The sequence below is a fragment of the Nocardia rhizosphaerihabitans genome, from assembly GCF_014646295.1.
GTDB lineage: Bacteria > Actinomycetota > Actinomycetes > Mycobacteriales > Mycobacteriaceae > Nocardia > Nocardia rhizosphaerihabitans.
The window spans coordinates 476,173-496,600 of the sequence record NZ_BMNE01000005.1; the positions used below are offsets into that span (position 1 = coordinate 476,173).

At 68.3% G+C, this 20,428-nt stretch carries 16 protein-coding genes; 10 read left to right on the plus strand and 6 right to left on the minus strand.

Features of this window, described 5'->3' with window-relative positions:
• Positions 1-12 precede the first annotated feature (12 nt).
• Positions 13-2,169 (plus strand): 3-hydroxyacyl-CoA dehydrogenase NAD-binding domain-containing protein, encoded by a 2,157-nt coding sequence (locus IEY60_RS23825; RefSeq protein ID WP_189032295.1) that lies wholly within the window; start codon positions 13-15, stop codon positions 2,167-2,169.
• Positions 2,170-2,237: 68 nt separating this feature from the next.
• Here the strand turns inward: IEY60_RS23825 and IEY60_RS23830 are convergent, their stop codons facing one another.
• Positions 2,238-3,602: an aminotransferase-like domain-containing protein gene (locus tag IEY60_RS23830; RefSeq protein WP_189032304.1), complete on the minus strand. Its 1,365-nt coding sequence runs from the start codon at positions 3,600-3,602 to the stop codon at positions 2,238-2,240.
• Between the two features lie 110 nt (positions 3,603-3,712).
• On the opposite strand from IEY60_RS23830, the gene IEY60_RS23835 reads away from it, so the two are divergent.
• The 8 genes from IEY60_RS23835 to IEY60_RS23870 all read left to right on the plus strand — a co-directional run bounded on the left by IEY60_RS23835 (position 3,713) and on the right by IEY60_RS23870 (position 15,160).
• The gene (locus IEY60_RS23835; protein WP_189032306.1) at positions 3,713-4,561 is read left to right on the plus strand and encodes a nitrilase-related carbon-nitrogen hydrolase; all 849 of its coding nucleotides are present in this window, start codon (positions 3,713-3,715) and stop codon (positions 4,559-4,561) included.
• Between the two features lie 16 nt (positions 4,562-4,577).
• Complete coding sequence (hydA, locus tag IEY60_RS23840; protein ID WP_189032308.1) at positions 4,578-5,999, plus strand: dihydropyrimidinase; 1,422 nt, start codon at positions 4,578-4,580, stop codon at positions 5,997-5,999.
• 9 nt (positions 6,000-6,008) lie between these two features.
• Positions 6,009-7,034, plus strand: a complete 1,026-nt coding sequence (locus tag IEY60_RS23845) for a TIGR03842 family LLM class F420-dependent oxidoreductase (protein WP_189032310.1) — start codon at positions 6,009-6,011, stop codon at positions 7,032-7,034.
• Positions 7,031-8,359 carry an aspartate aminotransferase family protein gene (locus IEY60_RS23850; RefSeq protein WP_189032312.1) on the plus strand — a complete coding sequence of 443 codons (1,329 nt, stop codon included), beginning with the start codon at positions 7,031-7,033 and terminating at the stop codon, positions 8,357-8,359. Before IEY60_RS23845 ends, IEY60_RS23850 begins: the two co-directional genes overlap by 4 nt.
• Complete coding sequence (locus IEY60_RS23855) at positions 8,356-9,858, plus strand: CoA-acylating methylmalonate-semialdehyde dehydrogenase (RefSeq protein WP_189032314.1); 1,503 nt, start codon at positions 8,356-8,358, stop codon at positions 9,856-9,858. The genes IEY60_RS23850 and IEY60_RS23855 overlap by 4 nt, the downstream gene beginning before the upstream one ends.
• A 26-nt stretch (positions 9,859-9,884) precedes the next feature.
• Positions 9,885-11,333, plus strand: coding sequence for an NCS1 family nucleobase:cation symporter-1 (locus tag IEY60_RS23860; protein ID WP_189032316.1), 1,449 nt, complete (start codon positions 9,885-9,887; stop codon positions 11,331-11,333).
• Positions 11,334-11,358: 25 nt separating this feature from the next.
• On the plus strand, positions 11,359-11,466 hold the full coding sequence (locus IEY60_RS23865) for an esterase-like activity of phytase family protein (protein ID WP_229740063.1): 108 nt from the start codon (positions 11,359-11,361) through the stop codon (positions 11,464-11,466).
• A 145-nt stretch (positions 11,467-11,611) separates the two neighbouring features.
• Positions 11,612-15,160, plus strand: coding sequence for a serine/threonine-protein kinase (locus IEY60_RS23870; RefSeq protein WP_189032324.1), 3,549 nt, complete (start codon positions 11,612-11,614; stop codon positions 15,158-15,160).
• A 35-nt stretch (positions 15,161-15,195) separates the two neighbouring features.
• On the opposite strand, the gene IEY60_RS23875 is transcribed toward IEY60_RS23870, so the two are convergent.
• A complete protein-coding gene (locus IEY60_RS23875; RefSeq protein WP_189032333.1) occupies positions 15,196-16,512 on the minus strand; it encodes a class I SAM-dependent methyltransferase in 1,317 nt (438 codons plus the stop codon).
• Positions 16,509-17,945, minus strand: coding sequence for an FAD-binding oxidoreductase (locus tag IEY60_RS23880; RefSeq protein WP_189032558.1), 1,437 nt, complete (start codon positions 17,943-17,945; stop codon positions 16,509-16,511). Before IEY60_RS23880 ends, IEY60_RS23875 begins: the two co-directional genes overlap by 4 nt.
• Positions 17,946-18,120: 175 nt before the next feature.
• Between IEY60_RS23880 and IEY60_RS23885 the strand changes: the two genes are divergently transcribed.
• Positions 18,121-18,555, plus strand: a complete 435-nt coding sequence (locus IEY60_RS23885) for an SRPBCC family protein (protein WP_189032335.1) — start codon at positions 18,121-18,123, stop codon at positions 18,553-18,555.
• A gap of 3 nt (positions 18,556-18,558) precedes the next feature.
• On the opposite strand, the gene IEY60_RS23890 is transcribed toward IEY60_RS23885, so the two are convergent.
• From IEY60_RS23890 to IEY60_RS23900, 3 genes are read right to left on the minus strand one after another with little or no spacing between them, the layout of a single operon-like run.
• On the minus strand, positions 18,559-18,912 hold the full coding sequence (locus IEY60_RS23890; RefSeq protein WP_189032337.1) for a VOC family protein: 354 nt from the start codon (positions 18,910-18,912) through the stop codon (positions 18,559-18,561).
• Positions 18,909-19,739 (minus strand): MerR family transcriptional regulator, encoded by an 831-nt coding sequence (locus IEY60_RS23895; RefSeq protein ID WP_189032339.1) that lies wholly within the window; start codon positions 19,737-19,739, stop codon positions 18,909-18,911. The genes IEY60_RS23890 and IEY60_RS23895 overlap by 4 nt, the downstream gene beginning before the upstream one ends.
• A 45-nt stretch (positions 19,740-19,784) precedes the next feature.
• Positions 19,785-20,345, minus strand: coding sequence for a hypothetical protein (locus IEY60_RS23900; protein ID WP_189032341.1), 561 nt, complete (start codon positions 20,343-20,345; stop codon positions 19,785-19,787).
• Between the last annotated feature and the right edge of the window lie 83 nt (positions 20,346-20,428).

Sequence of the window (20,428 nt, forward strand, 5' to 3'; positions counted from 1 at the left end):
GAACGAAAAACTATGACTGACAACATCATCGGCTGGGAGAAGGACGCCGACGGCGTGGTCGTCCTCACCATCGACGACCCCAGCCAGGGCGCCAACACCATGAACGACGCGTACATCACCTCGATGGCCGCGACCGTGGACCGCCTGGAGGCCGAGAAGGACGACATCACCGGTGTCGTCATCACCTCCGGCAAGAAGACCTTCTTCGCCGGCGGCGACCTGAAGAACATGATGCAGGTCGGCCCGGACAACGCGGCCGAGGTCGTGGCGATGCTCGACGGCGTCAAGGCCCCGCTGCGCCGCCTGGAGCAGCTCGGCAAGCCGGTCGTGGCCGCCATCAACGGCGCCGCCCTCGGCGGTGGCCTGGAGATCGCGCTGGCGACCCACTACCGCGTCGCGGCCGACGTCAAGGGTTCGGCCATCGGCCTGCCCGAGGTCTCCCTGGGCCTGCTGCCCGGCGGCGGCGGCGTGACCCGCACCGTGCGCATGCTCGGCCTGCAGAACGCGCTGATGCAGGTGCTGCTGCAGGGTCAGCGTCACCGCGTCACCAAGGCCAAGGAAATCGGCCTGATCGACGAGGTCGTTTCCTCCGTCGAGGAGCTGCTGCCCGCCGCCAAGGCGTGGATCGCGGCCAACCCCGAGGCTGCGCAGCCGTGGGACAAGAAGGGCTACCGGATCCCCGGCGGCACCCCGTCCACCCCGGCCTTCGCGGCGAACCTGCCCGCGTTCCCGGCCAACCTGCGCAAGCAGATCAAGGGCACCAACATGCCCGCCCCGCGCGCCATCATGGCCGCGGCGGTCGAGGGCGCGCAGGTCGACATCGACAACGCGCTGACCATCGAGGGTCGCTACTTCACGCACCTGCTGACCGGCCCGGTCGCGAAGAACATGATCCAGGCGTTCTTCTTCGACCTGAACCACATCAACGGCGGCGGCTCGCGTCCGTCGGTCGCGGATGTGCCGAAGCGTGAGATCAAGAAGATCGGTGTCATCGGCGCGGGCATGATGGGCGCGGGCATCGCCTACGTCTCGGCCAAGGCCGGCTACGAGGTCGTCCTCAAGGACGTCAAGATCGAGGCCGCCGAGAAGGGCAAGGCGTACTCGGAGGCCATCGAGGCCAAGGCGCTCTCCCGTGGCAAGACCACCCCGGAGAAGTCGGCCGAGCTGCTGGCTCGCATCACCCCGACCGCGGACGCCGCCGACTTCAAGGGCGTCGACTTCGTGATCGAGGCCGTGTTCGAGAACCCCGAGCTCAAGAACAAGGTCTTCCAGGAGATCGAGGACATCGTCGATCCCGACGCGCTGCTGGGCTCGAACACCTCGACCCTGCCGATCACCCTGCTCTCGGAGGGCGTCAAGCGCTCCGAGGACTTCATCGGTATCCACTTCTTCTCCCCCGTGGACAAGATGCCGCTGGTGGAGATCATCAAGGGCAAGAACACCTCCGACGAGGCGCTGGCCCGGGTGTACGACTACACCCTCGCCATCAAGAAGACCCCGATCGTCGTCAACGACAGCCGTGGCTTCTTCACCTCGCGCGTGATCGGCACCTTCATCAACGAGGCCATCTCCATGGTCGCCGAGGGCATCGACCCGGCCACCATCGAGCAGGCGGGCCTGCAGGCCGGCTACCCGGCCGCGCCGCTGAAGCTGTCGGACGAGCTGAACTTCACCACCATGCAGAAGATCTACAAGGAGACCTCCGAGGCCATCCTTGCTGCCGGTGGCGAGCTCAACGCCGCGTCCGCGAAGACCGCTCAGGTCATCGACACGATGGTCAACGACCAGGGCCGCACCGGCAAGCTGGGCGGCGCTGGCTTCTACGACTACGTCGACGGCAAGGCCACCGGCCTGTGGGACGAGCTGCGCTCGATCTACAACTCGCAGCGTGAGCTCCCGGAGGGTGTCACCTTCCAGGACCTCAAGGACCGCATGATGTTCGCCGAGGCCATCGAGACCCAGAAGTGCTTCGACGAAGGCGTGCTCACCAGCACCGCCGACGCGAACATCGGCTCGATCTTCGGCATCGGCTTCCCGGCCTGGTCGGGCGGCTCGCACCAGTTCATCGTGGGCTACCCCGGCGGCCAGGAGGCCTTCGTGGCCCGCGCCGACGAGCTGGCGAAGAAGTTCGGCCCGCGCTTCGAGGTCCCGGCCTCCCTGCGCAAGTAAGCAGTACCCGGCTGCGGCCGGATCGGAAGCCCGTCACCGTCTCGGTGGCGGGCTTCCGTCGTTCGCGCTCAGTGTGTGCCGTCGCCGAGCGAGAAGTACTCGGCCTGGCGGGGGCGCGCGGCCATGGCGAGGACGGCGGCCACCTCGTCGACGGCGTCGGTCAGCGGTGCGATGGTGACGCGCACCGCCTCGGGGTGTCCGCGATCGGCGGCGAAGAACGGTCCGCCCGGTGCGACCCGAATGCCGTTGGCCGCCAGGTGGACCAGGGCGCTGCGCTCGTCGGCGACGGGGAGCCACGCGTTGAGGCCCTGGCCGTCCGCGACCCGCACACCGTGGGCGCCGAGCGCGGTGACCAGGGCCCGGCGCCGGGCCTGGTACTGGTCGCGAGCGAATTCGACAGTGCGGGTGACGGTCTCGTCGCGCAGCATTTCGTGCAGGAGTCGCTGCAGGATGCGCGGTGTCCAGCCGGGTCCGAGTACCCGGGTGGCGACGATCCGGTCGATGACCTCCTCCGGGCCCGACAGCGCCGCGATCCGCAGATCCGGCCCGTGCGATTTGGAGTAGCTGCGCACGTGCAGCACCTGGTCGGGCAGCCAGCGCCCGAGACTGACATCGGGGGCAGGCACCACCGGACCCGAGTGGTCGTCCTCGATGACCATGCACCGGTGTTCGCCGCGACGCAGGATGTCGGCCAGTTCCGCGGCGCGGTCGGCGCTCATCGACGCGCCGGTCGGGTTCTGCGCACGCGGTTGCAGGACTGCCGCGGTGGCCCCGGTAGCCAGTGCGCGGGCGAATTCGGTGGGCAGCAGCCCCTGTTCGTCCATGCCGACCGGGACGGTCTCGGCGCCGATGGAGTCGAGGTAGTCGAGGATGTACGGGAAGGTGGGGTCCTCCACGATCACCCGGTCGCCGAAGCGGACGACCGCCTGCAGACTGCGGGCGACGGCGTCCATGGCCCCGTCGACCACGGTGAGCGCTCCGGACTTGGTCGGCCAGTCGGCCTGGAGTAGCCGACCGAGCTCGGGTACCACCGGCGCCTGGTGGTAGTCGGTGGTCTCGGCGCCGGTGGCCAGCCGGGACAGGAGCGTGCCGATCTCGGGGAGCAGCAGCGGGTCGGGGGTGCCCAGCGAGAGGTCGAGCCGCGCCGAGGTGGCGCCCTTGGTCATACCGTCGGTGCGGGAGGTGGGTCGTGGCCGGTGTCCGCTCTCGGCGACGAAGGTGCCGCTGCGCCCCCGGGAAACGACGAGCCCGGCCTGGGCCAGTGCCCGCCAGCCGTGGCTGACGGTCGCCGGACTCACGCCCAGACGGCTTGACAGCTCCCGCACCGTCGGCAGCCGATCACCCGGACGTAGCTCTCCGCTGGTGATCAGGCGGGCGATGGCCCCGGCGATCCCGGCAGGCGTCGGGTCATCGATCTGAATCCGGTCGTTCATTTCCACTTCTCGATCTCGATGCGAGATTTACACTTCCGGCACTGACTGAAATATTCAGGAAATGTTTACCGTCGAAGATAACATAACCAACTTCGGTAGGAGATCGACAGGTGACGACAATCAAGGCAGCCATCACCCAGGCCACGTGGACCGGCGACAAGAAGTCGATGCTCACCAAGCACGAGGGCTTCGTCGAGGAGGCCGCGGCCGCTGGAGTGCAGGTCATCTGCTTCCAGGAACTGTTCTACGGGCCGTATTTCGGCAATGTGCAGGACAAGAAGTACTACGAATACGCCGAATCGGTGCCGGGCCCGACAACGGAGCGTTTCGCCGAACTGGCGCGGGCGCATCAGATGGTGATCGTGCTCCCCGTGTACGAGGAAGAGCAGCCAGGGGTGCTGTACAACACCGCGGCGGTGATCGATGCCGACGGCAGCTACCTGGGCAAATACCGCAAGCATCACATTCCGAACCTGCCGGGTTTCTGGGAGAAGTTCTACTTCCGCCCCGGCAATCTCGGCTATCCGGTGTTCGACACCGCGGTCGGCAAGATCGGCGTCTACATCTGCTACGACCGCCATTTCCCGGAGGGCTGGCGCGCCTACGGCCTCGGCGGCGCCCAACTGGTGTTCAACCCCTCCGCCACCAAACCCGGTCTGTCGAACCGGCTCTGGGAACTCGAACAGCCGGCCGCCGCCGCGGCGAACCAGTACTTCGTCGCCGCGAACAACCGGATCGGCACCGAGACAGCCGAATTCGGCGACGACGCGGTGACCTTCTACGGCAGTTCGTATTTCGTCGATCCACGCGGCAACTTCGTCGGCGATATCGCCTCCACCGGCACCGACGAGCTGGTGATCCGCGACATCGACCTGGATGTGGTGCGCGAAGTGCGCGGAGACTGGCAGTTCTACCGCGACCGCCGCCCCGATTCCTACGACGCCATCGTGGCGCCCTGAGCACGGGAGGGTAGGCATGGCAACGACTTTGATCACCGGCGGAACCGTCGTCTCCGCCACCGGGCGTGGCGCGGCCGACGTGCTGGTCGACGGTGAACGCATCGTCGCGCTGCTCGAACCCGGCAGCACCGTGCTCGGCGCGAACCTCGCCGAGACCGTCGACACGGTCGTCGACGCGAGCGGCAAGTACGTCATCCCCGGCGGTATCGACGCGCACACGCACATGTCGATGCCGTTCGGCGGCACCACCGCCGCCGACGACTTCGAGACCGGCACCAGGGCCGCCGCCTGGGGCGGCACCACCATGATCATCGACTTCGCGGTGCAGAAGTTCGGTGAGCGGGTGCCGGAGAGCCTGCAGACCTGGCACGAGATGGCCGCCGGGCAGTGCGCCGTCGACTACTCGTTCCACCAGATCATCGGCGAGGTGAACAAGGAGTCGCTGGCGGAGCTGCGGCGACTGCCCGACGAGGGCATCACCAGCTACAAGCTGTTCATGGCCTACCCCGGCGTGTTCTACAGCGACGACGCGCAGATCCTGCGGGCCATGCAGACCGGCGCCGACACCGGGCTGCTCACCATGATGCACGCCGAGAACGGTCCGGCCATCGACGTGCTCGTCGAACAGCTGCTCGCCCAGGGCAAGACCGATCCGTACTACCACGGAGTGGCCAGGGCCTGGCAGCTCGAGGAGGAGGCCACGCACCGCGCGATCATGCTCGCCGACCTCACCGGCGCGCCGCTGTACGTGGTGCACGTCTCGGCGAAACAGGCGGTGGCGCAGCTGGCCGCGGCCCGCGATCGTGGCCGCAACGTCTTCGGCGAGACCTGTCCGCAGTATCTGTATCTCTCGCTGGAGGACAACCTCGGCGCGCCGGGCTTCGAAGGCGCGAAATGGGTGTGCTCGACGCCGCTGCGCTCGCGGGAGGAGGACCACCAGAACCAGGTGTGGCAGGCGTTGCGCACCAACGACCTGCAGATGGTGTCCACCGATCACTGCCCGTTCTGCATGAAGGGGCAGAAGGACATGGGGATCGGTGATTTCTCCAAGATTCCCAACGGGATCGGCTCGGTGGAACACCGGATGGACCTGATGTATCAGGGCGTGGTGGAGGGCCGGATCACCCTGGAGCGCTGGGTCGAGATCACCTCGACCACCCCGGCCCGGATGTTCGGCCTCTACGGCCGCAAGGGCGTTCTCGCCCCTGGCGCCGATGCCGACATCGTGGTCTACGACCCGGACGGCCACACCTCCATCGGGATGGGCAAGACCCACCACATGAACATGGACCATTCGGCCTGGGAGGGCTACGAGATCGACGGCCACGTCGACGTGGTGCTCTCCCGCGGCAAGGTCCTGGTGGCCGACGGCGAATACCGGGGCCGCAAGGGCGACGGGAAGTTCGTGCGCCGTGACCCGTGTCAGTACCTGATCTGAGGAGACGCCATGGAATTCGGAGCGGTACTTCAGTGCAATCCACCGGCCGCGCGCACCCTGCAGCTGGCGAAACTGGCCGAGGCGTACGGCTTCAGCCACCTGTGGACCTTCGACTCGCATCTGCTGTGGCAGGAGCCGTACGTGCTCTACAGCCAGATCCTGCACGAGACGAAGCGGATCACGGTGGGACCCATGGTGACCAACCCGGCGACTCGGGACTGGACCGTCACCGCCTCGCTGTACGCGACGCTGAACCAGATGTACGGCAACCGCACGATCTGCGGGATCGGACGCGGCGATTCGGCGGTGCGCGTTGGTGGCGGGAAGCCGACCACGCTGGCCGTCCTGCGTGAATCGGTCCACGTGATCCGCGAACTGGCGAACTCGCGCCCGGTCGAATACAACGGCAGCACACTGCAATTCCCCTGGAGCACCGGCTCGGCCCTCGAGGTCTGGGTCGCCGCGTACGGGCCGAAGGCGCTGGCGCTGACCGGCGAGGTCGCCGACGGCTACATCCTGCAACTGGCCGATCTCGATATCGCCGAGTGGATGATCGGGACCGTCAGGTCCGCGGCGAAAGCCGCTGGACGAGATCCGGATTCGATCAAGATCTGTGTCGCCGCGCCGATGTACATCGGCACCGATCGCGCCCACATGCGTGAGCAGTGCCGCTGGTTCGGCGGCATGGTCGGCAATCACGTCGCCGACATCGTCGCCAGGTACGGGACCGGCGGCGGCGTTCCGAAAGCGCTGACCGACTACATCGCCGATCGGCACGGCTACGACTACAACGAGCACGGCCGGGCCGGAAACACCCACGCCGACTTCGTCTCCGACGAGATCGTGGAGCGCTTCTGCGTGCTCGGCACCCCCGAGGAGCACATCGCGAAACTGCGGGCCCTCGCCGATCTCGGCGTCGACCAGTTCGCGGGCTATCTGCAACACGACAACAAGGAGGAGACCTTGCGTGTCTACGGCGAGACGGTGATCCCGCGGCTGCGCGAGGCTGTCACCGCGACGACGGTGTCGGCATGACCGGGGCGACGGTCGGCGTCGACCTGGACGCACGCGCCTACGAACTCGATCGCGCCCACGTGTTCCACTCGTGGTCGGCGCAGGCGAGCCTGGATCCGATGGTGCTGGCCGGTGGCCGCGGCTGCCGGGTGTGGGACCACGCGGGCCGCGAGTACCTCGACTTCGCCAGTCAGATGGTGAATGTCAATATCGGACACCAGCATCCGGTGGTCACGGCCGCGATCGCCGAGCAGGCCGCCCGCCTGACCACCATCGGTCCCGCGGTGGCGAATCTGCAGCGCGGCGAGGCGGCGGCGCGGATCACCGAGCGCGCTCCGGACGGCATGAACAAGGTGTTCTTCACCAACGGCGGCGCCGACGCCGTCGAGAACGCGATCCGGATGGCGCGCCTGCACACCGGTCGCGACAAGGTGCTCTCGGCCTACCGGTCCTATCACGGCAATACCGGTGCGGCGGTGGTCGCCACCGGCGACTGGCGCCGGATGCCGAACGAGTACGCGCGCGGCCACGTCCACTATTTCGGCCCCTACCTGTATCGCAGCGAGTTCTGGGCGCAGACGCCGGAACAGGAGAGCGAACGCGCGCTGCGGCACCTGGAACGGGTGGTACAGGCCGAGGGGCCGCAGACCGTCGCGGCGATCCTGGTGGAGAGCGTGCCCGGCACCGCGGGCATCCTCGTGCCGCCGCCCGGCTATCTGGCCGGGGTGCGCGCCATCGCCGACCGCTACGGCGTCGTGCTGATCCTCGACGAGGTGATGTGCGGATTCGGTCGCACCGGACGGTGGTTCGCGTTCGACGGCTACGACGTCACCCCCGACCTGATCACCTTCGCCAAGGGCGTGAACTCCGGGTACGTGCCGGTCGGCGGCGTGGTGATCTCCGATGCCATCGCCGCCACCTTCGACGACCGGGTCTTCCCCGGCGGCCTGACCTACAGCGGGCATCCGCTGGCGGCCGCCTCGATCGTGGCCGCACTCGACACCATGGCCGCCGAGGGCATCGTCGACAACGCCGAGCGGATCGGGCGCACGGTGATCGGCCCCGCGCTGGACAAGCTCGCCGCCGAGCATCCGATCGTCGGCGAGGTGCGGGGCGAAGGCGTGTTCTGGGCGATCGAGCTGGTCGCCGACCAGGCGACCCGCGAGCCGGTCGACGCCGCCACCATCGCGCGGATCAAGGCCGGGCTGGCCGCCAGGGGCGTGCTGGTGTTCGGCGCCGACAACCGGATTCATTTCGTCCCGCCCTGCGTGGTCACCGAGGCCGAGGTCGCCGAGGCCGTCGCCGCGCTGAGTGAAGTACTGGCCAACCCTTTGGAGATCCGATGACGCATCCCACCGACACACTCGAGCACTGGGTCGACGGCAAGCCGTGGACCGGTGAATCCACCCGTACCGCACCGGTATTCGACCCCGCCCTCGGCGTGCCGCGCCGTACGGTACGGATGGCGACGGCCGCCGATGTCGACGCCGCGGTCAAGGCCGCCGCGGCCGCGCTGCCCGGCTGGCGCGATTCCTCGATCGCCACCAGGCACCGTTTCCTGCTGAACTTCCGCGAACTGCTCAATGCCCGCAAGGACGCGCTGGCCGAGATCCTCACCGCCGAACACGGCAAGGTGCTCGCCGACGCGGCAGGGGAGATCGCGCGCGGGCTCGAGGTGGTGGAGTTCGCGCTGTCGATGCCGCACCTGCTCAAGGGCGAGTTCAGCCAGAACGCCTCGACCGGGGTCGATGTGTACTCGGTGCGCGAACCGGTGGGCGTGGTCGGCATCATCAGCCCGTTCAACTTCCCGGCCATGGTGCCGCTGTGGTTCTTCCCGATCGCCATCGCGGCGGGCAACACCGTCGTGCTCAAGCCGAGCGAGAAGGATCCGTCGGCGGCGAACTGGCTGGCCGAGGTCGCCGCCGACGCCGGGCTCCCGGCCGGGGTGCTCAATGTGGTGCACGGCGACAAGGAGGCCGTGGACGCGCTGCTCACCCATCCCGAGGTCGGGGCCATCTCGTTCGTCGGCTCGACGCCGATCGCCGAGTACGTGTACCGGACCGCGAGCGCTGACGGCAAGCGCGTGCAGGCCCTCGGCGGGGCGAAGAACCACATGCTGGTGCTGCCCGACGCCGACCTCGATCTGGCCGCCGACGCCGCCGTCAACGCCGGATTCGGGTCGGCGGGCGAGCGGTGCATGGCGGTGAGCGTGGTGCTGGCCACCGAGTCCGTCGCCGACGACCTGGTGGCGCGCATCGCCGAGCGGATGAAGGACCTGCGCACCGGCGACGGCCGCCGCGGCTGCGACATGGGCCCGCTGATCACCCGCGAACACCGCGACAAGGTGGCCGGCTACCTCGACACCGCCGTCGCCGACGCGGCGACGCTGGTGGTCGACGGGCGCGAGTCGAGCTTCGACGGCGACCCGAACGGCTTCTGGCTCGGCCCCACCCTGATCGACCGGGTGCCGGTGAGCTCGGCGGTGTACCGCGACGAGATCTTCGGCCCTGTCCTGTCGGTGGTGCGGGTCGAGGGGTTCGAACAGGCCGTCGAGCTGATCAACGCCTCGCCCTACGGCAACGGCACCGCCATCTTCACCAACGACGGCGGGGCAGCGCGGCGCTTCCAGCGGCAGGTGAACGTGGGCATGATCGGCGTCAACGTGCCGATCCCGGTTCCGGTGGCCTACCACAGTTTCGGCGGCTGGAAGGCGTCGCTGTTCGGCGACGCGAAAGCCTACGGCCCCAACGGTTTCGCCTTCTTCACCCAGGAGAAGGCGATCACCTCCCGCTGGCTCGATCCGAGCCACGGCGGCATCGACCTCGGTTTTCCGCGGAACAGTTAGCACGATCGAAGTACGAAGGACATCCGATGACAGAAACTCGGGTACGGCGGTCCGATGACGCGCCGGGCGGTTCCACGCTGGTCAACGACGACTTGGCACCAACTACCAAGGAGACGGCGACCTGGCGTACCTGGGACATCTTCTGCCTCTGGATGACCTCGGCGCACAGCATCGCCAGCTACGGCTTCGCCGTCGGCATGCTCGCCCTCGGCATGACCGGTTGGCAGACGATGCTCGCGCTGTTCGCCGGTGTGCTGCTGCTGTGGCTGGGCAGCAACCTGATCGGCGTCGCGGGGCAGAAGGTCGGGGTGCCGTTCCCGGTCTTCGCCCGCGGCGCGTTCGGGGTGTTCGGCGCCAATATCCCCGCGTTGCTGCGGGCCCTGGTCGCGGTGTTCTGGTACGGCATCCAGACCTACCTGGCCTCGACCGCGCTGATGGTCCTGCTGCTGCGGGTGGCGCCCGGCCTCGAATCGCTGACCGGCAACGACGTCCTCGGCCTCTCCACGCTGGGCTGGATCGCGTTCCTGGTGCTGTGGACCGTGCAGCTGGCCATCATCAACTACGGCATGGAGGTGGTGCGCAAGGCCTCCGACTTCGCCGGGCCCGCGGTCTGGATCGGGATGATCGCGCTGGCGATCTGGATTCTCGGCAAGGCCGACTGGAGCATCGATTTCAACGCGCGCGCCGGGGAACCGCTCAGCGGCGGCGCGACTGTCGCGACCTTCGTCGGCGTGGCGTTCCTGATGGTGGCGTTCATGGCGGGACCGCTGGTGAACTACGCCGACTTCGCGCGCTTCTCGCCCAGCCGTAAGGCCGTCCTGCGCGGCAACGCCTGGGGCATCCCGTTCAACGAGACCGCGTTCGTGGTGCTGTCCATCGTGATCGCGCTGGCCACCCTGAAGGTGTACGGCAAGGTGCTCGCCGACCCGGTGGCGCTGGTCGCCGATATCGACAGCGACGTGATCGTGGTGATTGCCGCCGTGCTGTTCGCCACCGCGACCGTCGGCATCAACGTGGTGCTGAACTTCGTCTCGCCCGCCTACGACATCTCCAACGCGGCGCCGAAGTACATCTCGTTCCGCACGGGTGGCGTGATCACCGCCCTGCTGTCGATCGTGGTGCTGCCGTGGAAGCTGTGGGAGAACCAGAACTTCATCATCTACTTCCTCGGCGGCGTCGGCGCCCTGATGGGGCCGGTGTTCGGCATCCTGGTGGTGGACTACTACCTGGTGCGCCGCCAGCGCACCGTCCTGGCCGACCTCTACAGCGACCAGCCCACCGGAAGCTATTGGTACACCCGCGGATTCAACCCCAAGGCGCTGATCGCCCTCGGCATCGCCGGTCCGGTCGCGGTGGTCGTCGCCCTCGCCCCCGACTCCGGCAACATCACCGCCCTGTCCTGGCCGGTCGGCGCCGCCCTCGGCGCCCTGATCATGTACGCCCTCAACGCCCGCCGGTCATCCACCCCGCACTGACCGGAAACGCCGCGGCGTGGAAGCGATGACGTGGCGGCGGCTGCCCTCCGGCGAGCGCACGCTGGTGCTGGTCGCGGACAACAACTTCGCCGCGGCGCAGCGCACGCAGGTCATCGCCCTCGCGGTGCGATGAACGGCGGGTAACCGATGCCGCCACAGCATCGAATCTCCACCCGATAGATGCCGGATCGCGCTAGCTTGGATATGTACGGATTGTTCGGGGGTCCGTATGCCGACTGAAACGCCGGTGACGCCGATTCGCTTCGAGGGGTGGTCACATGGAACCGGAGCCGACCCGTATACAGCGCGGGCCGTCCGAGTCGTCACCGGTGGGGACCAGTACCCAGCGGGCCAAGGTGCCGGGGGAGATCGACGAGGCGGCTGTCGCCGAGCTCGGTGCCATGGGGCTGACGGGGGCCAAGGAGATCGGGCGCGGCGGATTCGGCGTGGTGTACCGGTGTTTGCAGCCCGCATTGGACCGGGTTGTCGCGGTGAAGGTGCTGTCCTCGGAGATCGATCAGGAGAGCCGGGAACGGTTCCTGCGCGAGGAACAGGCGATGGGCAGGCTGTCCGGGCATCCGAACATCGTCGACATCCTGCAGGTCGACGTGACCGCGACCGGGCTGCCGCTGATCGTCATGCCGTACTGCTCGCGCGGTTCGCTCGAACGTCTCATCCACGATCGCGGACCGTTGACCTGGGCCGATACCCTGCGCGCCGGGGTGAAGCTGGCGGCGGCGATCGAGTCGGCGCACCGGGCCGGGATCCTGCACCGCGATGTGAAGCCGGCGAACGTGCTGATCAGCGGATACGGCGAACCGCAGCTCACCGACTTCGGCATCGCCCGCATTCCCGGCGGCTTCCAGACCTCGAGCAGCATGATCACCGGTTCGCCCGCGTTCACCGCGCCCGAGGTGCTCAAAGGTCATGAACCGACTGTTCGGTCTGATATATACGGCCTCGGCGCGACCCTGTTCGCCCTGCTGACCGGCCACGCCGCCTTCGAGCGGCAGGCGGGGGAGAAGGTGGTCGCGCAGTTCCTGCGGATCACCACCCAGCCGGTGCCGGATCTGCGCGCCATGGACATTCCCGCCGACGTCGCCGCGGTGATCGAACAGGCCATGTCACCCGACCCGGACGACCGCCCCGCCTCGGCCTACGAATTCGGCGAGATGCTGCGCCAGGTGCAGCGCGCGCACGGCCAGATGCCCGACGAGATGGCCCTGCTCGACACCACAGCGGAAACCGCCGAGGCGGACACCCCGGAATCGCTGAAAGCCGTCACCGCCCGCCGCAGCTGGCCCCTGACCTTGCAGCCCGTCGGCTCCGCTGTACCGCTGCGCAGTGGCAACACCGGCACCTTTCCACCGACCGCGGCAACGAAGTTCCGGCCGCCGACGCCGGCCCGCGAGCCCCTCCCGCGACAGCGCCTGCTCGACGTGCTGCGCGCCGGTGGCCGTCGCAGGCTCGCCCTGGTCCACGCGCCCGCCGGGTTCGGCAAGAGCACCGTCGCCGCCCAGTGGCGGGCCGACCTGGTCGCCCGCGACATCCCGGTCGCCTGGCTCGGTATCAACCAGGACGACGACAGCGAGATCTGGTTCCTCGCCCACCTGATCGAGGCCATCCGCCGGGTCCGCCCCGACGTGGGCGCGGGCCTGGAGCAGGTGCTCGAGGAGCGCCCCGCCGACGCCGCCGCGTTCGTGATCGCGACCCTGATCGATGAGATCCACGCCAGCGACCGCAGCGTGGTGGTCGTCGTCGACGACTGGCATCGGGTCAGCGACCCCGGCGTGCACCGCGCGATGGCGACCCTGCTCGACAACGGCTGTCACCATGTGCGTTTCGTGGTGACCAGCCGTGACCAGTCCGGGCTGCCGATCAGCAGGCTGCGGGTCCGCGACGAGCTGGTCGAGCTCGGCGCGGCGGAGCTGCGGCTCACCGAGGCCGAGACGCGCCAGATCCTGGTGGAGCGCCACGGTTTCGCGCTCACCGACGAGCAGGTCGAGCAGATCCACACCGCCACCGAGGGCTGGCCCGCCGCGATCCAGCTGGTGAGCCTGACCCTGCGCGGCAAGGCCGACCCGGCTCAGCTGCTCGGTCAGCTCGCCGAGGGCGGGCACGGGATGCGGGAGTACCTGGCCGAGAACGTCCTGGACAGCATGGATCCGGAGCTGCTGGAGTTCCTGATGGCGATCTCGGTGGTCGAACGGGTCAACGGCTCGCTGGCCTCGCTGCTCGCCGATGTCCCCGACGGCGCGTCGATGCTCGAACAAGCCGAGCAGCGCGAGTTGTTCGTGCACCGGATCGAGCACGACCCGGAGTGGTACCGGATGCAACCGCTGTTCGCCGAGCACCTGCGCACCCGGCTCGAACGCATGCACCCCGGACGCGCGAAGCTGCTGCACCGCAAGGCTGCTCGCTGGTACGCCGAGCACAACCTGCTGCGCAAGTCGGTCGACCACGCGCTGGCCGCGACCGATCTCAAGCTCGCAGGCGACCTGCTCGAGAGCGGCGGCATGGATCTGATCGACCGCTCCCGGCTGGCGACCCTGCTAGGCAGCGTGTCCAAACTGCCGGTGCAACAGGTCGCGTCACGGTCCAAGCTGCTGATGGCGGTCGCGCGGGCCAATATGAACCTCCAGCAAACCAGCACGGCACGCTCGGCGCTGGGCAGGCTGTCGAATCTGCTCGCCCGCGGTGGCGGCGAGCCGGAGCTGGCCGAACAACTGGGTGCGGCAACGGTGCTCGACGCCGCCGACCGGGTGGCGCACGATGACACCGCTGAGGTGGCCGACCACCTCGCGGACCTGCTGGCCGACCCGGGCGAGCTGCCCGCGTGGATCGTCTCGACCGCAGCCAACTTGATCTCGTTCGTCCGGATCTGCGAATTCGACTTCGTGGGTGTGACGGAGATGCAGGACTGGGCCGCGGACTATCACGTGCAGTCGAAGGACCCGCTCGGCGCGGTCTTCGGGCTCTGCTGCCGTGGTGCCGCCGCCTATGAGCAACTCGACATCGCCACCGCCACCGAGTGTTTCGAGCTGGCCTACGAGAAGGCACGAGACGGGGCAGGCCCGCGTTCGGACGCCGCGCGCGTCGCCGCGGCGCTGCTCGGCGAAGTGGCCTACCGGCGTGGCGATCTGGCGCTGGCGGACCGGCTGCTTGACAAGAGCCATGAACTGGTCACCCGGGTCGGCCCGGTCGACTTCCTGGTCGCGACCTTCGTGATCGGGGCGCGGGTGAAGGCCGCGCTCGGCGACCAGTACACGGCGGCGGCGCGCCTGGACGAGGGCACGCGGGTGGCCGCGGAGAACGGCCTGGCCCGGCTCGACGCGCAGGTGCGGGCCGAGCGGTCCCGGCTCGGCCTGCCCACCGGCGACGGCGCCGACCGGTTCGCCGCCGAGCTGTCCGGCAACGGCAAGCGGCGCAAGTCCGGGGCCGCCGTGCTCATCGCGGAGGCCCGCGAGATCGCCGAGATCAGGGCACTGCTGGCCGAGCAGCGCCTGCGCGCCGACGATCGGGCCGCCAGGCACGCCAGGGTGCTCTACGCGCGCCTGCTCGATCAGTCCCGGCCGCGTGCGGGTTTGGACGCGACGCTGCTGCTGGCGGAGTGCCTGGCGACGGCGGGCTGGGTCGGCGAGGCCACCGGGCTGGTGCTGCCGGTGCTGCGCACCTGCGCCGACCTCGGCTGGACCCGGCCGCTGCTCGACGCAGGTCCCGGCGTCGTCGGGCTGCTGCACGTGCTGCGCACGCAAGCCCATGACGCGCACCATCATCCGGTGCTCGACGGGGTGCCGAGCGACTTCCTCGACGAGCTGCTCGCCTGAGCCCGGGTGCGCGCGCACCCGAGCTCAGGCGCGAACTACGGCTGCCACCAGGGGCGCAGCGGCACGGTCCAGGCGCCGTCGGAACCCAGCTTCACCCCGAGCACGTGATGCAGCTGCACCACATTGCGCTGGAACCCGAGCCTGCACCCGGCCATGTACAGACCCCACACCTTCGCGGTGCCCTCGCCGACCTCGGCGACGCAGGCGTCCCAGTTCTCGACCAGGTTCTTGCACCATTCGTGCAGGGTCAGCGCGTAGTGCTCGCGCAGGTTCTCCTCGTGCAGTACTTCCAGGCCGATGTTCTGGATGTCGGAGATGATGCGGCCCGAGCCGATCAGCTCGCCGTCCGGGAACACGTAGCGGTCGATGAAATCGCCCGCCTTGGTGGTGCGGGTGTTGTCCGGCCGGGTGATGCAGTGGTTGAGGAACAGGCCGCCGTCGCGCAGCTTGTCCTTGATGTAGCCGAAGTAGAACGGGTAGTTGTGCACACCGATGTGCTCGGTGAGGCCGATGGAGGACACCGCGTCGAATTCGCCCTCGGGGATGTCGCGGTAGTCGCTGTGCCTGACCTCGGCCAGCTCGCTCAGGCCCTCCTCGGCGATCTTCTGCTGCGCCCAGGCGGCCTGCTCGGCCGAGAGCGTCGCGCCGATGACCTTCACGCCGCGCCGGGCCGCGTAGCGGACCATGCCGCCCCAGCCACAGCCGATGTCGAGCAGCCGGTCGCCTTCCTTCAGCCGCAGCTTCTCGAAGATCAGCCGGTACTTGTTCTCCTGGGCCTGCTCGAGGGTCCAGTCCGGCTCGCCGTAGACCGCACAGGTGTAGGTCATCGACGGGCCGAGGACGTACTCGTAGAACTTGTTCGAGACGTCGTAGTGGTGATGGATGGCCTCGGCGTCGCGAGTCTTGGAGTGGCGCAGGCCTTCCAGCGCGATCCGGCGCCAGCGGGGCAGCGTCTCCTGCGGCGGCGGCGCGATCGGCTTGAGCCGTTCCCAGCCCAGCGAGCGCGCGATGGTCACCAGCGACAGCGCCGACGGGCGATGGAACTTCATCGCCTGCATGGCCTTCAAGATGTCGTACGGGTCGCCGGGGTGCACGCCTTCGGTGACCATGTCGCCGGCGATGTAGGCGCGCGCCATGCCCAGGTCGCCGGGCGCCGAGGCCAGGTAGTTGATGCCGCGTGGCGTCTTGATCTCGAGGGTGTAGGGCGAGGTCTCCGGGCCTGTCGCGCTGCCGTCGTAGGCCTTCAGGCGGATCGGGATCTCACCGTCGATGAGTGTCTCGAACACCTCGGCAATGCTGAGCCGGGTTCCCAGCTCGGCGAATACCTCGGATCGGTCCTTGAATGTCGTCACTTGCGTTGCACCGCCTTCGAATACAGATTCAGCAGTCGTTGGTCCGGGTCGTAACGGTTCTTCAGTGCGGCATACGTCTCGCCGCCGTACAGCTCGGCGAATTCGTCCTCGGCGTAGTAGGAATCCGAGTACAGCGACTTGTGCCCGTCGAATTCGGACACGATCTTCTCGATCGCGCGGTTGGCCGCCCCCTCCGGTTGACCCGGCTTGCTCGGGACTGCCGACCAGAATCCGACATTGACGTAGGTGCGCCGTGGTTCGAGCGGGTACAGCGGCCACGGACGATCGCCCGCCGGGTCGCCCGCGTTCTCCCGCAACCGCAACGGGCACAACCAGATCGGCTCGATCGGTATTTCCTTCAGGAACCATTCGACGAAGTCGGCGGTGCGGTGCACCGGCACCTCGATGTCCTGGACGACCCGTTCCTGCGGCGGATTGCCCTTGCGGGCCTCCAGGCGGTCGCCGATGTGGTACTTGCGGTCGAGGGCGACGAGCTTCCAGTAGAAACTGCTGCGGCGCAGCGATTTCGGCCAGAAGCGGCGGATCTTGGGGTTCTGGGTGCCGAAGGCGCGCGAGCACCAGAACCAGTCGGTGTCCCAGCGCCACAGGTAGTCGTGGATGGTCAGCCGGTCCGGTTTCACCCCGTTGGGGTGCTGGATGGACCGGTAGTAGATGTCCATGCCGGTGTAGTCGCTGACCGGGCCCGGCTCGTCGGTCTGCCTGCCCAGGGTCAGGTAGCTCTCGGTCGCGGTGAACACGACGCCGTCGAGATAGTCGACCTGCTCGCCGTCGTAGCTGCGCTCGGTGACGATGCGCTCGAGCTCGGCTTCCAGTTCGCGCAGGTCGTGGAAGCGCACGTGGCGCAGCGCGACATAGGGCTTGACGGGTTCGAGCTCGATCTTCAACCGGACCGTGTAACCCAGGGTGCCGTAGGAGTTGGGGAAGCCCTTGAACAGATCGGCACGGTCGCCGTCCGGCTTGACGGTGATGATCTCGCCGGAACCGGTCAGCACGTCCATTTCCAGCACGGATTCGTGCGGCAGGCCGTTGCGGAACGAGGTCGACTCGATGCCGAGACCGGTGACCGCGCCACCCAGGGTGATGGTCTTGAGCTGCGGAACCACCAGCGGCGCCAGACCGTAGGGGAGGGTCGCCGCGACCAGGTCTTCGTAGGTGGTCATGCCCGCGACGTCCGCGGTTCTGGACTTCGGGTCGACGGCGATCACCTGCCCGAGACCCGACACGTCGAGGCCGGGCGCGGTGGTCGCCGCCCTGGCCCGGAACAAGTTCGACGTCTTCTTCGCCAACCGGACGACGGCGCCGGGTGGAATGGCGCGATAGCTTGCCAGCAGTCGCTCCACACCCGCTCGGTGCGCGGCATATCCAGACTCGCGTGCGGCCGGTTCGTGGCCGGCCCTACCCAAAAGACTCACTGCCACGGGTTCGACGCTAGTACGACCGTGCCGCTCGAGCTACCAGATACTCGCACGTGACGACGAAATGTCACGCACATGTTTCTCTCTCCCCCAACCTGGTCGGGCGATCCGTTGGCGCGCAGTGCAGGATGTAACCAGGTCGAGACATCGCACCCCCGACAAGGAGTCAACAGTGGGACAGGTCAGCGCCAGCAGTTCGGTCGTCGTCGCCGCGGATCCGCAGCGCACGCTCGAAGCGATCGGTGACTACGAGACGATCCGTCCGCGCATCCTCTCCTCGCACTACCGCGACTACAAGGTCGTCGAGGGCGGCAAGGGCGCGGGCACCGTGGTGGAGTGGACGTTGCAGGCCACCGAGAAGCGTTCGCGCAACGTGCGCGCGAACGTCACCGTGTCGGACTCGATCCTCACCGAGCGCGATGCCAACTCCTCGATGGTCAACACCTGGACCGTCACCCCGGACGGCGCCGGCTCGCAGGTCACCCTCCGCACCACCTGGCAGGGCGCAGGCGGTGTGTCGGGCATCTTCGAGGGCATCTTCGCCCCGCTCGGCCTGAAGAAGATCCAGGCCGAGGTGCTCGCGAACCTGGCGCGCGAGCTCGCCTGAGTCCTACTCCTTGCCGATGTCGAAGAGGTTTCCTTCGGGGTCGGCGAGGGTCACCCACTGCTGGCCGTACTCGTCGAAGTCGCCGATGTGCTTGGCGCCCAAGCTGATCGCGCGCTCGACGTAGTCGCGCCACTGGACGGAGTGGAAGTCCAGGTGCACGACGTTCTTGCCCGGCGTCTTGTCGGGCACCTGGATGAACATCAGCACCGGCGAGGCGCCGGAGGTCTGGCCGACGGTGGCGAAGTACGCCGAGGCCTCCGGGTCGACGGGCCGGTCGAGCAGCTGGGCGTAGAACTCGGCCAGCGCGTCGGCCGAGTTCTGGCAGTCGAACGTGACATTGCCAAGGGCGAGGGTCATCGAGATTCTCCTTCGGTGATCGGCCAGCACACCTCGGTGCGGTAGTCGGCCGGGTTATCGGTGAGGTCGGGTCCGACGAGATAGCGCTCGCGGACCGGTTCGTCGGGAAGAACTGTGTCGTGCTCGGCGACGTGGCTGCCCAGCGCGCCGTAGGTGCGGTCGAAGTCCTCGAACGCGCCGGTGTGCACGGCGACGGCGAAGCGGCGGGCCGGGAATTCGGTGATCGCCAGCCCGTCCGGCGGGGTGAGTTCGGCGCCCGGCGGCAGCGGTACGTACGCGGTGACCGTGCCGGTGTGCTCGGCGAAGAACTCCGTCGAATAAGTGGCGCCGGCAACACCTCCCGGTGTCACACCCGCGCCGAGCAGGCTCACATACAGCTGTTCGAACGCGACGCCGCACCACTGCGCGATCGCGCCGCGTTCGACCCGCTCGGTGCGGGTGAGCGCGGTGAACGCGGGCTCGACCCGGTAGTCGACGCGCAGCGGCGGCGCGGGCGCGGTGAGCAGCGCGCGCAGCGACGCGACGACCTCTCGGGTCCGCTGTAATTCGGCTTCCATCCTGGTCAGGTGCGCGCGCAGGGTCGCGTCGCGGTCGGCCGGGTCGGCGGCGGCGAGCACGGTGCGGATCTGCGGCAGCGGCATGTCCAGGTCGCGGAGTCGGCGGATCAGGTGCGCCGTCTCCACCTGGTCGGTGGAGTAGCGGCGGTACCCGGTGCCCGCGTCCACCGCGACCGGCTCCAGCAGCTCGATCTCGTGGTAGTAGCGCAGCGTCTTGACGCTCAGATGGGTGAGGCGGGCGAACTCGCCGATCGCCACGGTGGCTGTCATGAGAATCAGCCAACACCCTCCAGTGAGGGGAGGGTCAAGAACGACTCACGCGGGCGCGAGAATGAACGCGGTGATCAGCGGCCACTCGCCCTCGCGCCACCACGAATAGCCGAACCAGACGCCCGGGGTGATCTCGCGGATCTCGTCGTAGATCTGCGGTGTCGGTGACGGGGCGTAGTTCAGGGCCCAGGCGGGACGGCCGTCGAGGATGGACTGCGTCTGGTAGACGTCGGCGGGGAACGCCTCGGTACCGACGACCCGGTTGGTCAGGGTGCCGCCGTCGGGGCCGGTGCGGAACACCTTGCCGGTCCACAGGGCAGGCGCCACCGCGACCAGCTGCGGCGGGCGGGTCACCCAGCCGTTGGTGACACCCGTCGGCACGGCGCCCGCCTGCGCGTCGCGGTAGATCTGATCCTGCTGGGTGACATTGCAGCGAGTGCGCAGCGAATCGAGGGTCGCCGCGGAATTGCCAGGATCGACAACGCAGCCGTTCCCGTAGTCGACGACCTCCGCGGCGGGCTCGGCCGACGCGGTGACCGGTGCTAGAACGAGCAGGCCGACGGCTGACGCCGAGGCGGTGATCAGGGACGCGCGGATGACACTCATCTGTTCTCCCTAGAATTGCTGAACCTGGATCCGACCCCGATCGATCCTAGGCCGGAGGCCCATCGCCGGATCTGTTGCGGGCA